General features: G+C 66.7%; 5 protein-coding genes and 8 pseudogenes. 8 read left to right on the forward strand and 5 right to left on the reverse strand.

Going from position 1 to position 14,431, the window contains the following annotated elements; all coding sequences use genetic code 11:
- Window positions 1–26 precede the first annotated feature (26 nt).
- From T428_RS35780 to T428_RS0114410, 3 genes and pseudogenes are all read right to left on the reverse strand, one after another.
- Window positions 27–891, reverse strand: a pseudogene (locus T428_RS35780) (hypothetical protein).
- Window positions 877–1,971, reverse strand: a pseudogene (locus T428_RS33630) (FAD-dependent oxidoreductase); the annotation flags it as partial. The pseudogenes T428_RS35780 and T428_RS33630, both read right to left, overlap by 15 nt.
- Before the next feature lie 14 nt (window positions 1,972–1,985).
- Entirely contained in the window at window positions 1,986–2,663 is a 678-nt protein-coding gene (locus T428_RS0114410; protein WP_025737045.1) for an IclR family transcriptional regulator, read from the reverse strand.
- 123 nt (window positions 2,664–2,786) lie between these two features.
- Here T428_RS0114410 and T428_RS28145 point away from each other — a divergent pair.
- From T428_RS28145 to T428_RS28170, 8 genes and pseudogenes are all read left to right on the forward strand, one after another.
- A pseudogene (locus T428_RS28145) lies at window positions 2,787–3,649 on the forward strand (alpha/beta fold hydrolase).
- A 64-nt stretch (window positions 3,650–3,713) separates the two neighbouring features.
- Window positions 3,714–5,353 (forward strand): annotated as a pseudogene (locus T428_RS28150) (bifunctional 3-(3-hydroxy-phenyl)propionate/3-hydroxycinnamic acid hydroxylase).
- A pseudogene (locus T428_RS28155) lies at window positions 5,301–6,218 on the forward strand (3-carboxyethylcatechol 2,3-dioxygenase). Before T428_RS28150 ends, T428_RS28155 begins: the two co-directional pseudogenes overlap by 53 nt.
- Window positions 6,215–7,921 (forward strand): FAD-binding protein, encoded by a 1,707-nt coding sequence (locus T428_RS28160; RefSeq protein ID WP_036468011.1) that lies wholly within the window; start codon window positions 6,215–6,217, stop codon window positions 7,919–7,921. Before T428_RS28155 ends, T428_RS28160 begins: the two are co-directional and overlap by 4 nt.
- Before the next feature lie 18 nt (window positions 7,922–7,939).
- A pseudogene (locus T428_RS28165) lies at window positions 7,940–9,251 on the forward strand (LLM class flavin-dependent oxidoreductase).
- 6 nt (window positions 9,252–9,257) lie between these two features.
- Window positions 9,258–10,088, forward strand: coding sequence for a coniferyl-alcohol dehydrogenase (locus T428_RS0114440; protein ID WP_025737047.1), 831 nt, complete (start codon window positions 9,258–9,260; stop codon window positions 10,086–10,088).
- Window positions 10,085–11,053 (forward strand): cyclase family protein, encoded by a 969-nt coding sequence (locus T428_RS0114445; RefSeq protein WP_025737048.1) that lies wholly within the window; start codon window positions 10,085–10,087, stop codon window positions 11,051–11,053. Before T428_RS0114440 ends, T428_RS0114445 begins: the two co-directional genes overlap by 4 nt.
- Window positions 11,050–11,879: pseudogene (locus T428_RS28170) on the forward strand (alpha/beta fold hydrolase). The gene T428_RS0114445 and the pseudogene T428_RS28170 overlap by 4 nt, the downstream one beginning before the upstream one ends.
- On the opposite strand, the pseudogene T428_RS28175 reads toward T428_RS28170, so the two are convergent.
- Window positions 11,876–13,536 (reverse strand): annotated as a pseudogene (locus tag T428_RS28175) (multicopper oxidase family protein). The pseudogenes T428_RS28170 and T428_RS28175 sit on opposite strands and share 4 nt — an antisense overlap.
- Window positions 13,537–13,645: 109 nt before the next feature.
- Window positions 13,646–14,392, reverse strand: coding sequence for an SDR family NAD(P)-dependent oxidoreductase (locus T428_RS33635; protein ID WP_425412040.1), 747 nt, complete (start codon window positions 14,390–14,392; stop codon window positions 13,646–13,648).
- Window positions 14,393–14,431 lie beyond the last annotated feature (39 nt).

The raw sequence follows: 14,431 nt of genomic DNA on the forward strand, positions 1-14,431 counted from the left end.
CAACGTGTTTCGCGCGTGATGGGCGCTCAGCGTAAACCGACCTCGGCATGGCCCAGCACCGACCAGCTGTGCTCGACGACGCCGCGGTGTGCGATCTCGACGTGAATGTCGGCCTGCTCGGTGTTGGTGCACACCGCGGTGGCCCCGTCGGGATCGGTGTATCGCAGGCTCACGCATCGTTGCCCGGGCTGGTCGACCCGGATGCACACATCGCGGTTCCCGATGCGCCCCTGGAGTTGCCAACGCTCCAGGGCCAGTGTAGTGCCTGCATTCGCAGGCAGGGTAAAGGCTTGTGGGCCAATCCTTTCCGTCGATACGGAAGCGAATGAAGGCCAGCGGTGCCAGCCATCGCAGCCCGGGCCTGCGCGACACCGCGCTGACCACTTCCAGGACGTCACCGTCGCCGAGGTCGGCGTGGATCCATCCCCAGCGCTCGGCGTTGCCGTGCCCGTAGATGTGGGCGAGGGCACCGCGCCAGCCGTCGACGCGCACCACAGTGCCGCCGACGGTCAGCGACCCGGCGAAGTCGGTGGTGGGTGCGATCACCACCTGGGCACCGGGCAGCAGCCCACGCTCCCAGGCCACGCGGGGAAACGTCCACAGCGGCCTGCTGCTGTCGGACCAGGACAGGTCCCACGCCAGCGATCCCGCCCGCCCGGTCACCCCGTCGGGCCCCACTCGTAGGCCCGTAGCGTCGAACCAGGCCGCACCGGCCGCGGGTTGGGTGGGCTCGGGGCCGAACCGTTCGGTACCCGGCGGGCCGTCGGGCGGGAACCAGCTCGCCCAGCCGTGCGCGTACGGGGCGCCGTTGTCGGTCGGGGCGACCGTCTCGCCGTGAATCCACAGCCCGGCGCGCGTCAGCGGATCCGACAGGGTGGCATCGAACACTATCCAGCCACGATCGTTGACGTACCCGCCGCGCGGATCCAGGTAGTGGAACGCGCCGGCCATCGAGTTGTAATCGCATGCCTCGTTGACGAAGCGGTGCCCGGCCTGGTTGACGATGATGCTTCGCGGCCGGGTCCGCTCCAGTCGCACGCTGCGGCTGCGCTGCTTGCCGTCGATGGTGTCACCGGGGATTTGCACGATCGGGACCCACCACGCTTCGCCCATGTTGGCCAGATCGGCGCCGTGTGCCATTGCCATGCGCAGCCCGTCGCCGGTGTTGTTCGGCGGCGAGACCGCGCCGTGCATCGGGCAGCGCAGGAATGCCTGTACCAAGCCAGGATCCCATTCGAAGCCGCCGACACCCAGGACCACGCCGCGACGGGCACGCACGTTGATCCGCTTGTCGGCCAGGGCAATTCGAACCCCGATGATTTCGCCGTCCGCGGCGATGAGTTCCTCGGCGCGCGCGTCGGTGTGCGGCGTGACCCCGGCGTCGAGCAGGCCCTTGAGCAGCCCCGCGATCAGTGCCGTGCCGGCGACGCACAGATCGCTGCCCTCCTCGACCGTGACGTGCATGCGCGCCCGGGTTTCGGCATCGATACCGACGTTGGACCAGTCGGCGGGAAACGACGTGATCCGGTTGCCCCACTCGCCGATCTGGCTCAGATCGAAGGGGCCCGCGCTCAGCGACCGGCCCCCCTTCGGCTGCCCGCCCGGCAGCTCCGGGCGGTAATCGGGGAAACCGGCGGCGATTTCGAAGCGTAGGGCACTGTGGCCCTCGACGAATTCCAGCATCCTCGGGCCGGTCCGCACGAACGTCTCGACCAGCGCGTCGTCCATCGTGCCGAGGGACTGCGCACGCAGGTACCGCAACGCGTCGGCTTCCGTCAATTCGCCTTCGGGAGAACGGTTATGGGCGGGGATCCACACGACGCCACCCGAGACCGCGGTGGTCCCGCCGACGGTCGGGGCCTTCTTGAACACCGCGACAGAGGCACCGGCGGCCACCGCCGACAGTGCGGCGGTCAGCCCGGCCCCGCCGGTGCCCAGCACGACGACATCGACTTCGGAATCCCAAGACATCAACTGCAATCCCTTCAGCTCAGCAGCTCGGACAACTGCTTTGCCGCTTCGACGACCGCCTCCCGGCCGCGCATCACGACGTCCTCCCGGTGGGAGATGAGGTTGATGCACGTCGGTGGGGACGGTGCCGGGCGGTCGACCGCCACGGCCAGGCCGTAAGTGTTCGGTTCGATCTCGCCGTAGGTCGTCACCCAGCCACGCTCGCGCGCTTGGGACACCAGATCCCGTTCGCCCGGACGCGGGGGCAGGCTTGCGAGCAAGGCGATTCCGGCGGCCCCGCGATCGAGCGGATACCGGCTGCCCTCGTGGAAGGACAGTTGGTAGGCGACGTGGCTCGGCACGATCACCGCGACCGCCACCTGTTGATCGCCCTCGGCGACGAGCAACGACACCGTGGTGCCCAGCTCGTCGGCCAGGGCACGCAGCGTCGGCAGACTCAGCTGGCGCACATTGCGGTCGAACGAGGCGCCGAGCACCGCGAGGCCGGCGGCCGGCCGGTAGCGCCCGTCTTCTCCCTTGACCACCAACCGAAACTGGGCCAGCGTCGACAGCAGGCGGTAGGCGATGGTGCGGTGCACCCCGATCTGGTTGGCGAGCTGCTGGACGGTCAGTCCGGCCGGGGAATCCGCCACCATTTGCAGCGCGGTGATTCCCCTGGCCAGCGTCTGCGAGCCGGTACCCGAACCCGTCACAGCCTTGACATACCTCCACGCGAGAGCGAAGCTCTAGTATATAGCGCACGATAATGTGCGATATTCGCACAATTAGTCTAAAACGAGAACCAGATTTCCACCAGTAGTAGGCGGAGAGGAACCGTGGCCGAGTTCGAGAGCATCTGGAGTGGCCTGCAGGGGGTCGCGTTTGAGCAGGGCTATCTGGACGCCGGCGGAGTGCGCACCCGCTACTTGCGCGCCGGTGATCCCGGCAAGCCGGTGTTGATGCTGCTGCACGGATCCGGCGGCCACGCCGAGGCTTACGTGCGCAATCTGGGGCGCACGCCGAACATTTCTGGACCTAGTCGATCGACATGCTGGGCCACGGGTACACCGACAAGCCGGGCTACCCGCTGGAAGTCGGCCACTACGTCGACCACCTGATGGCCGTGTTGCGCACCATCGGTGTCAACCGCGCCTGCATCAGCGGCGAATCGCTCGGCGGCTGAGTGGCCGCCCGCGCCGCGGTCGACCATCCGGATGTGGTTGAGCGACTGGTGCTTAACACCGCCGGCGGCTCCCAGGCCGATCCGGTGGTGATGAAACGGATCATCACGCTGTCCATGGCGGCCGCGGAGAATCCGACCTGAGAGACGGTGCAAGCCCGCATCAAATGGCTGATGGCCGACAAGTCCAAGGACTACGACGACCTGGTCGCCAGCCGCCAACGGGTGTACCGGCAACCGGGATTCGTCTCCGCCATGAGCGACATCATCGCGTTGCAGGACCCCGAGATTCGCGCCCGCAACATTCTCGGCCCGGCCGAATACGGCTCGATCGTCGCGCCGACGTTGGTGCTGTGGACCAGCGACGACCCGACCGCCGACGTCACCGAGGGGCGCCGGATGGCGTTGATGATCCCGGGCGCGCGTTTCGAGGTGATGCCCGGTTGTGGTCACTGGCCGCAGTACGAGGACGCCAAGACCTTCAACCAGTTGCATCTCGACTTCCTGCTGGGACGCTGATGGCGACGGACGGGCACCAGACACCGGCCGTCGACGTCGTCATGTCGGCGCGGGCCCGGTCGGCTTGACGCTGGCCAATATCCTTGGCGCCCAAGGTGTCCGCACACTGCTGGTCGACGAGCGAGACACGCTCATCGACTACCCCCGCGGGGTCGGCCTGGACGACGTGTCGTTGCGCACCTTCCAGTCGATCCGCCTGGTCGACCGCGTCCTGCCGCACACCGTGCCGAACCAGATCCTGCGCTTTTCGACGGCAATCGCCGGGTGCTCGCCGAAATGGCGCCGCCCGACGCGCGTTTCGGTTGGCCGAAGCGCAACGGGTTCGTGCAGCCGCTCGTCGACGCCGAACTGCTGGCCGGTCTGGACAGATTCGACTGTGTCGAGGTGCGCTGGAGCCGGCCGATGACGGCCTGCGCGGAAACCGCCGACGGTGTTGCGGTCGAACTCGGCGGCGACGGCGAAAGCACCACGGTGCGCGCTCGCTACGTCGTGGGCTGCGACGGCGGTCGCAGCACGACCCGCCGGATGATGGGCGTGTCCTTCGACGGGACGACGTCGTCGACGCGGTGGCTGGTGGTCGACATCGCCAACGATCCGCTGGGTCATCCCAACAGCGAGGTGGGTGCCGACCCCGAACGTCCGTACGCGTCGATCTCGATCGCGCACGGAATTCGCCGCTTCGAGTTCATGATTCACGCCGACGAGACCGACGAGCAGGCCGAGGATCCGGCGTTCCTGCGGCAGATGCTGGCCCGCATGGTGCCGCAGCCCGACCGGGTCGACGTGATCCGTCGCCGGGTGTACACCCACCATTCGCGAATCGCCGGGGTGTTCCGTAGCGGCCGGCTGTTGCTGGCCGGCGACGCCGCGCACCTGATGCCGGTGTGGCAGGGGCAGGGCTACAACAGCGGAATCCGGGACGCGGCGAACCTGGGCTGGAAACTGGCCGCGGTGGTCAACGGCTTGGCCGACGACAAACTGCTGGACACCTACGACATGGAGCGTCGCAAGCACGCGCGGGCCATGATCGACCTGTCCACGATGGTGGGCCGGGTCATCTCGCCGACCAACCGTCGCGTCGCCTCCGCGCGCGACCTGCTGGTGCGGTCGGCGTCAATCGTGCCCACGCTCAAGCGATATGTGCTCGAGATGCGCTTCAAGCCGATGCCGCGCTACGAGCATGGGGCGGTGGTGCATTCGGCGCCGCGCCGCGCCGAATCGCCGGTCGGCACGCTGTTCATCTAGCCCCGCGTCGACACGCGGACTCAGCAAGATGTCCTGCTGGACGACGTGCTGGGTCCGTGGTTCGCGGTGCTGTGCTGGAACAACAACCCGCGCAAGATTCTCGGCGACGAGGCGTTCGCTAAGTGGAAGGCATTGGGCGCCCGCTTTGTTGCGCTGCGGCCGCAGACCCAACTGCACTGGCCCGGGCACGACGACCCGGATGTCGTCGTCGGCGGCGATCGCACCGGAGGCCTCAAGGCCTGGTTCGACGTGCACCCCGAATCGGTGGTGTTCCTGCGTCCCGATCGTTGCATCGCGGGTGCCTGCATCGCCCAGCTCTCTCCCGAACTCAGCGCGTCGCTGCTCGATGCCCTAACGCTCATCCCGGTAGGGGGTGATGTCGACAGTGGCAATGGCTCTGTGCTGTATGTCCCACAGCCCGCTCCTGAATCTTCCGGGGCCGTCGCGGGACCTGCTTGACGACGTCGAGGGCGCCATCGCGCGGGCTGCCCAGTTCGTCCGCGATTACGATCCGGAGCTGGTCGTCATCTTTTCGCCGGACCACTACAACGGGTTCTTCTACAAGGCGATGCCGTCGTTCTGTGTCGGTTTGAACGCCAACGGGGTTGGCGACTACGGAACGCATGCCGGTCCGCTCGACGTGCCGACCGAACTGGCCTCGCAATGCGCCGAGGCCGTACTCGAGGCGGGCGTCGACGTGGCGGTATCGGCCAGCATGGACGTCGATCACGGCACCGTCCAGCCGCTGGAGAAGCTGTTCGGGGACGCGTTGTCGCGTCCGGTCATCCCGATTTTCGTCAATGCGGTCGCGGTGCCGCTGGACCGCTGCACCGGTGCCGCGCGCTGGGCGCGGCCGTCGGCAATTATCTGGCCACCGTGGACAAGCGAGTCCTGGTGATCGGATCCGGAGGGCTCTCGCACAGTCCGCCGGTGCACGACCCTGGCGACCGCGCCCGAAGCGGTCCGGGAGCGCATCGTGCAGGGCCGGCCGATGACATCAGAGCAACGGCAAGCCAGGCTGGCCGCCGTCATCGAGGCGGCCAGGGCCTTCGCCGGCGGCGACAGTGATCTGCAACCGCTGAATCCGGCGTGGGACCACCGCTTCCTGGAGATCATCGACGCCGGCCGGCTCGACGAGTTCAACCTGTGGTCGAACGCGTTCATGCTGTACGAGGGTGGCAGCTCCGCGCACGAAGTCCGCACCTGGATAGCGGCTTTCGCCGCTCTGGAAACCGCGGGCCGCTACGAGACGGCGCTGCGCTACTACAAGCCGGCCGAAGAGTTGATCGCCGGGTTCGCGATCAGGACGGCGATACCGGCATGACGGATACGAACGGCTTCGATCACGTCGTCGACGTGTTGATCGTCGGCTCCGGCGGCGGCGGCATGGCCGCCGCGCTGACCGCGCACACCTGCGGCCTCGATGCGTTGGTCGTCGAAAAAGCTTCCTATTTCGGCGGTTCCACCGCCTTGTCCGGCGGCGGCATCTGGGTTCCCAACGCGCCCGCACAACGGCGCGAGGGCTACTCCCCGGATCCCGAAGGCGTGGTCGAATACCTGCTCAGGATCACTGAGGGCCTGGTCAGCGAGGCGCGTATCCGGCAATACGTCGAGTCGGCCCCGAAAATGCTGGAGTTCCTCGAAGGGCTGTCCAGCTGGTTCGAATTCGTCTGGAAGCCCAGCTATGCCGACTACTACCCGGAGTTGCCCGGTGGCTCCGAACTCGGCAGCACCATCAACGTGCCGGCCATTGACCTGCGGAAGCTGGGTCCCGACGAGGAGCTGATGCTCAAGCCGCTGGCGCTTGCTCCGCGGGGAATCTGGCTGGGCCCCAAAGATCTGCGCACCTTCTACCGGATCAGGCAGTCGTGGGCCGGCAAGGGTGTGCTGCTGAAACTCATCTGGCGGATGTTCAAGGCCAGAGCATTCAACGAACGGATGGCCGCGATCGGCCAGTCGCTGGTGGCCCGGCTGCGGCTGGCCATGCGGGACAACGGTATTCCGCTGTGGTTGGACGCGCCGATGATTGAGTTGCTCACCCGCGCCGACGGATCGGTGAGCGGGGCGGTGGTCGAACGGGGCGGCGCCAAGCAACGCATCGGTGCCCGCCGGGGCGTCATCCTGGCCTCCGGGGGCTTCGATCACGACCTCGCGTGGCGCAAGGAGCAGCTGCCCGTCGTAGACCATGACTGGAGCTTCGGCAACCCCGTCGCGATGGGCGACGGCATCCGCGCGGGCGAAAAGGTGGGCGCGGCGACCGATCTGCTCGACGAGGCCTGGTGGTGCCCGGCGATCCAATGGCCGGACGGCCGAATGCAATTCATGCTCAACGAACGGATGATGCCGTCGCAGTTCATCGTCAACGGCGCTGGCAAGCGGTTCATCAACGAAGCGGCGCCGTACATGGACTTCGGCCACGCCATGATCGACGGCCAGAAACCCGGGATCACCCACATCCCGTGCTGGTTGATCACCGATCACCGCTCGTGGACTCGCTACGTCGTCGGCGGCCACCTGCCGCTCCCGAAGATCCCCGGCACTCCGGTACCCACCGGGCGCAAGATTCCCAAGGCCTGGCTAGAGTCCGGCGTCGTCAAGGCGGCGACCAGCTGGGACGAGATGGCGACCAAGATCGGTGTCCCGGCAGCCGAACTTCGCGCCACCGCAGCGCGTTTCAACGAACTCGCGCGCAAAGGTCACGACGACGATTTCAACCGAGGGGACAGCGTTTACGATAACTACTACGGCGATCCGACCCTGCCCAACCCCAATCTGTATCCGTTGGGCGACCGGCCCTACTACGCGTTCCGCATCGTGCTGGGCGACCTGGGGACGTCGGGTGGTCTGCGGACCGACGAACACGCCCGAGTGCTGCGGCCCGACGGCACCATCGTGTCCGGGCTGTACGCGGTGGGTAACACCTCCGCGCCGGTGATGGGCCGCAGCTACGCGGGCGCCGGAGCGACCATCGGTCCCGCCATGACCTTCGGCTTCGTCGCCGCCAAACACCTTGCCAGCCAGGCCTAGTCTCATAAGGAGGTAACAATGAAAATTTCACTGTTCTACGAGTTCGCGCTGCCCCGCCCGTGGGTGCCCGACGACGAACACATCATGATGCAGGACTGCCTGGACGAGGTGGAGGCCGCCGACAAGGCGGGGTTTTCCACCGTCTGGCTGACCGAGCACCACTTCCTCGAGGAGTACTGTCACTCCACCGCGCCGGAGATCTTCCTGGCCGCGGCGAGCCAGCGGACCAAGAACATCCGGCTCGGGTTCGGCATCATGCATATGCCGCCCGTGGTGAATCACCCCGCGCGGGTGGCCGAACGCATTGCCACCTTGGACCTGTTGTCCAACGGGCGCGTCGAGTTCGGCACCGGCGAATCTTCCTCCGTCGGTGAGCTGGGCGGGTTCAACATCGATCCCGCCGACAAGCGCGCGCAGTGAGAAGAGGCGCTCGAGGTCTCGATCCGCTGCATGATCGAGGAACCGTTCTCCGGGTTCCAGGGTGAGCACGTCCAGATGCCGGCGCGCAACGCGGTGCCCAAGCCGCTGCAAAAGCCGCATCCGCCCGTCTGGGTGGCCTGCACCCGACCGGCGAGCGTGCAGATGGCCGCGCAAAAGGTCATCGGCGCTTTGAGTTTCGCCTACACCGGGCCCAGGCCGCTGACCGAGCGGGTCAACGGCTACTACAAGGAGTTCGAGGAGAACGGCGTGCCCGTCACGCCACAGGTCAACCCGAACATCCTGGCCATCGGTGGTGACCTGTCGATGATGGTCGCCAAGACCGACGAGCAGGCGCTGGAGCGACTCGGGCAGGGCGGTGGATTCTTTTCGTTCGGGATCATGCACTACTACATGACCGGCGTGCACACTCCCGGCCGGACCGGGGTGTGGACTCGCTACCTGGAAGAGGTCGAGAAGGATCCGACGCTGGCCTACGGCCCCGGTCGCGGCGCGATCGGGGCCGTAGGCCACCGTGCGCGAGTTCCTGCGTGGTTACGAGGAAAGCGGCGTCGACGAGATCATCTTGCTGCTCAACCCGCGCAGTCACGAGGGCACCATGGAGTCCATCGAGTTGATGGGCAAAGAGGTGCTGCCCGAGTTCATCGAGCGCGACCAAAAGGCGGTGGCCGAGAAGGCCAAACGGCTCGAACCGGTCATCGAGAAGGTCGAGGCGCGCCGGCCCAAGTCGACCGCACCGAAGTTCGACGAAAGCTACTCCTTCGGCGGCCTGCCCACCGGCCGGGGCGGTAAGTTCACCGCCAGCGAGATCCCCGAGGCCATGGCCGAGATCAACGAGGGCCGGATCCAGGCGGCGCAGCGCGCGAAGGAAGAGCAGAAGAACAAGAAGTAGACGGCCTTGGCTCACATCGACGGGTTGTGGCGATACCTTGGCTATCAAGGCCGCCGTGCGGTGGTCACCGGATGCGCGTCCGGCATCGGCGAACACGTGGTGCGACAGCTCACCGAACTCGGGGCAGAGGTCATCGGGCTGGACCGGTGTCGACCATCGTTGGAGCTCAACGAGTTTCACGAGATCGACCTCGCCGACCCGCAGTCCATCGACGCTGCGGTGGCCGCCGTCGGAGGGCGGGTCGACACGCTGTTCAACGTCGCCGGTGTCTCTTCCGGGATCGGCAAACCGGCGCTGGTCGCCACGACCAACTTCCTGGGCACCCGTCAGCTCACCGAGGCGCTGGTGCCCCGGATGGCGGTGGGGTCGTCGATCGTCAGCGTGTCCTCGCTGGCGGCCGCCGGCTACCGGGAACACGCGGCGGCGGTGGCGCCGCTGCTGAACACCCCGACGATGCAAGCGGGCATCGAGTGGTGCCGCGCGAATCCCGACGCGCTGGGCAACGGCTACCAGCTGTCCAAGGAAGCGATCATCTACTACACGATGCGCAGCGCGACGCCGCTGGGCGCCAAGGGTATTCGGATCAACTGCTCCGGTCCCGGCGTCACCGAGACGCCGATCCTCGATCAGCTGCGCACGGCCTACGGGCAGGGCTTCCTCGACGACATCCCCAAGCCGCTGGGGCGCGTCTCGGACCCCGCCGAGCAGGCCGCGGTGCTGCTCTTCTGCAATAGTGGTGCGGCCAGCTACATTACCGGACAGATCATCTGGGTCGACGGTGGAAACGTGGGCGCCGCGATCGCGCGTGAACTCGAGGAAGGATCCTCTGCCAGATGAGCGGAGTCGACTTGACTGATTTCCGGTGGGTCGCAAAGGACGTCTCCAACTGGGGACGCTGGGGGGACTCCGACGAGCTCGGCACGCTGAACTTCATCACCGCGGACACGGTCGCGCGGGCCGCCAGCCTGGTCAAGCACGGCAAGGTGTTTCCGCTCGCCTTCGAGTTCCGGCACAACCCGGTGCACATCATGACCGTCGACGGCGGGGATGTGAACACGCTGGCCAAGTACGGGCCGGGCTGGCCGAGCAACCCGGTGGCCCAGCAGCTCAGCGGTTACATGACCGCCGACAACCCGTTCCGCTTCAACGACGACATCATCATCATCATGCCGCTGCAGGCGGCCAGCCAGTGGGATGCGCTGTCCCACGTCTACTACGACGACCACCTGTATAACGGCTTCCCGGCGGACTCGGTAACCAGTTTGGCCGCCTACCACTGCGGCATCGACAAGGTCGACGTCAAGGGCATCACCTCCCGCGGTGTGCTGCTGGACTTGGTCCGCCATCGCGGGGCGGAGGTGTTCCTCGAAGCCGGAAACCCGATCTCGCCGGAAGAACTCGACGACGTGGTTCGCGCTCAGGGCGTGACCATCGGGCGAGGCGACATCGTGTTGATCCGGACCGGCTGGTGGACAAGGTTTTCGATGACCGGGAACAAGACCGAAGGCTATTCCGGCCTGGACTGGCGATGTGCGCAGTGGCTCCACGATCACGAGATCGCCGCCGTGGCCGCGGACAACCTTCAGGTGGAAGACCTCGTGTCCGGGGTCGACGGCATCACCTTCCCTTTGCACCTGCTCTGCCTGCGCGACATGGGGATGATCTTCGGCGAATACTGGGATCTCACCGCGCTGGCGCAGGACTGCGCCGCCGACGGTGTCTACGAGTTCCAGCTCATCGCACCGCCGCTGAGAGTCGTTGGCGCCGTTGGCTCTCCGGTCAATCCGATCGCGATCAAATGACGGGCTTTACGCGTAAGACGATGCTGGTGGACGGCCTGGCCACCGGCTACCTGGAAACCGGCGAAGGCGATCCGGCGGTGCTGCTGCACGGCGGAGAGTGCGGCGCCAGCGCCGAACTCAGCTGGGAACGCAATATTTCCGCATTGGCTGCGCATTACCGGGTGCTGGCCCCGGACATGCTGGGTTACGGAAATTCGGCCAAGGTGATCGACTTCGTCGACGGCCGGGGCATGCGGATCCGGCATGTGGCCCGCTTCTGCGAGGCCCTCGGCATCGACTCCGCGCATTTCGTTGGCAACTCGATGGGCGCCATCAACCTGCTCAACGACACCACGTCGGATGCGCCGCGGTTGTCGGTCCGGAGCCTGGCGATCATCTGCGGCGGCGGAGAGATCCAGCAGAACAAGCACTTTGAGGCGCTCCAGGAGTACGACGGGAGCCTGCCGGCCATGCGCCGCATCGTCGAAGCCCTATTCCACGACCCCGGCTACCCGGCCGACGATGAATACGTGGGCCGCCGCTACGAGTCGAGCACCGCGCCCGGGGCACGTGGGAGGCGGTGGCCGCGGCCCGATTCCGCCGTCCCGGTTCGTCGCGGCCCGCCACCCCGTCGACCGCGCGAGCCTACCAACGCATCGGGGTGCCGACGCTGGTCATCGAGGGCGGCAACGACAAGCTGCTGCCGCCGGGCTGGGCAGCCGAGATCGCCAAGCAGATCGACGGCGCCCGCTCGTTGGTGGTCGACAACGCCGGCCACTGCCCGCAGATCGAGCAGCCGTCGACCGTCAACGACGTGCTGCTGAAATTCCTCGGCGAGGCGTCCTAGAAGACGTATTCCAGCCGGGTCATCATCCCGGCGACCTGATGGTAGGTGTTGTGGCAATGCATCGGCCACACGCCGGGGTTGTCGGCGACCAGGACGGCCATGATCTTCTGCTTGGGCAACACCATCACCGTGTCCTTGCGCGCGCCGCGTGACCCGTCGGGGTTGATCAGCTGAAATGTGTGCCCGCGCAGGTGGATTGGGTGATACATTATCGTCGGGTTGTCGAACGTGATGGTGGGCCGCTGGCCCTGCACAACGTGCAGCGGATTGGTCCTGCTGTAGGGCTCGCCGTTGATCATCCAGTCGTACTGGACCATGTTGCCGCCCAGGACGACCGGAATGTTGAGGCCCGGCTCGGGCCGGCCCAACATGACCGGCGTTGCGGCGGTGAACATCTCGACGGTGCCCACCTGTCGGGTGAGTTCGGCGGGCTGGAACTGCGGGTCGGGCGGGCTACCCCTTCCGGTGGACAGCAGCGCCCGCGCCAGCGCTCCCTTGCCCTCCGCCATGGCGACCAGCGGGAAGACTGCGTCGGCGGCGGTCACGATCACGTCGTACCGTTCGGCCATCCCGATGAGCAGGGCGTCGACCTGCCGGGGCACGACGGCGTACCCGTCGGTGTGGGTGACCGTCATGGGATGGCCGGCCAGCGCGACCCGGAACGTGGTGTCGGAGCCGGTGTTGATGAAACGGATCCGGATCCGCTGTCCCGGCTTCGCATTGAAGGTGGTGGGAGCGGCGGGAATTCGACCGTTGATCAGATAGACGGATAGGCGATGTCCCCGGCGTCGCCGCCGAGCAGGTCGCTGTTGCCGACCCTGGCATTCGGCAGGGCGGGCGCCGACCCAGCGGCGCTGGTCGACGTCGTCGGGCTGGTCGAGGTGGTCGATGTCGTGGGACTTGTCGACGTCGTGGACGTAGTAGAAGTGGACGTCGTAGCAGTAGACGTCGTGGTCGGCGATGACGAGGTCGTCTCGGGCATGCCGGGCATGTTGGACATGCTCGGCTTGTTCGGATTGGTGAGTTCTTCGTAGAGCTGTTGGGGGCTCTTTCCCACCCCGTCGGTCCAGTCATCAAGGACCACAATCCATTCGGCGTCGTAGTTGCCCTCGGTGGGGTCGTCGATGATCATCGGCAGGTACAGGCCGGTGTCTTCGTCGAGCCCGGTGTGCGGGTGGGCCCAGTAGGTGCCCAAGTTCGGCGCGGAGAACTGGTAGGTGAATTCCTGGCCGGCTTCGATGTTCGGGGTGGCCGGTTCCGTGCCATCCATGTTGTTGCGTAACGCGATACCGTGCCAGTGCACCGACGTCGGATGGTCGAGTTTGTTCGAGACCTTGACCACGAGCTCGTCACCGACCCGGGCCCGGATCAGCGGTCCCGGAATGGTGTCGCCGAAGGCCAGCGTCCGCACCACCGGTCCACCCAAATCGATCTGGGTCAGCTGCGGTGTCAGGCTGACGTTGACCGTGCGTCCGCTGTGCGGCCGTGCCGTTTCCGCGGCTGCGATCGCGGCTGCCATCTTGGCCTCCGGGCTCGGGTCCTGGGACTTGGAGTGGCCGCAGGCCGCCAGTGTCAGTCCACCCGCGATGCCGGCAGCCATGAAGCCGCGCCTGGTTAGCCGCGCCCCGTCGGTCCCAACCATGGGTAGCAGCGGCATCGGTGCTCCTTGTCGTCGGTCGAAGTGTGCCCGGCGAGTTATACCGTGCTAGGGAGTTAGCCAGAACGCAACCACTGACCGAGAATTGACGAAGAATTGTCGGCCCGCGTCAGACCGCGGCGCCGCCTCCGTCGACATGCAGGGTGGAGCCGGTGATGAAGCTGGCTCGCGGGGAGCTGAGGAATAGCACGGCCTCGGCGATCTCGGACGCGAACGCGGTACGGCCGAGGGGCAGCGACCGCCCCAGCTCCTCGTTGACGTCGCCCCACGCGGCGGCGACTCCGAGCGTGCGGGTGGGACCGGGTGCCACGCTGTTCACCCGCACCCCGGCCGCCCCGAACTCGGCGGCCCAGGTGCGGGTGAGCGATTCCAGCGCGGCCTTGGAGGCGCTGTAGCCCGACGCGCCCGGTATCCCCTTGAACGCGGCCATGGTGGTGACGCTGACGACGCAGCCGCGACCGCGCCGCAACATTCCCGGGATCAGGCCGGCGACCAGGAAATAGGCGCCCCGGACATTGGTGTCGAAGATCGTCTCGAACACCGTGATGTCCTGATCGACGGTCAACGAGGACGGAAAGCTTCCGGCGTTGTTGACGATGATGTCGACCTCGCCGCACTGCCGCACAAGCGAATTCACCGAGTCGGCATCCGCCATGTCGGTCTGCACAAAGCGCGCATTCTGTCCTATGGCGTCGATCGCTTCATCGCCCTTGACCCGGTCGCGCCCGGCGATGCCCTCGACGGGAACAATCATGCGGTCGTCGAGCACGGCGCCGTAGTACCTGGCGTCGGGGTCGGTGATCACCTGGCGGGAATCGCCGGTTGCGGCGAAACGGGTCCGGATGAAGTCGTCCATGCCCCGCTTCTCCGGGCCGGCGATATTGATCAGCCCGGC

The sequence above is a fragment of the Mycobacterium genavense ATCC 51234 genome (assembly GCF_000526915.1).
Taxonomy (GTDB): domain Bacteria; phylum Actinomycetota; class Actinomycetes; order Mycobacteriales; family Mycobacteriaceae; genus Mycobacterium; species Mycobacterium genavense.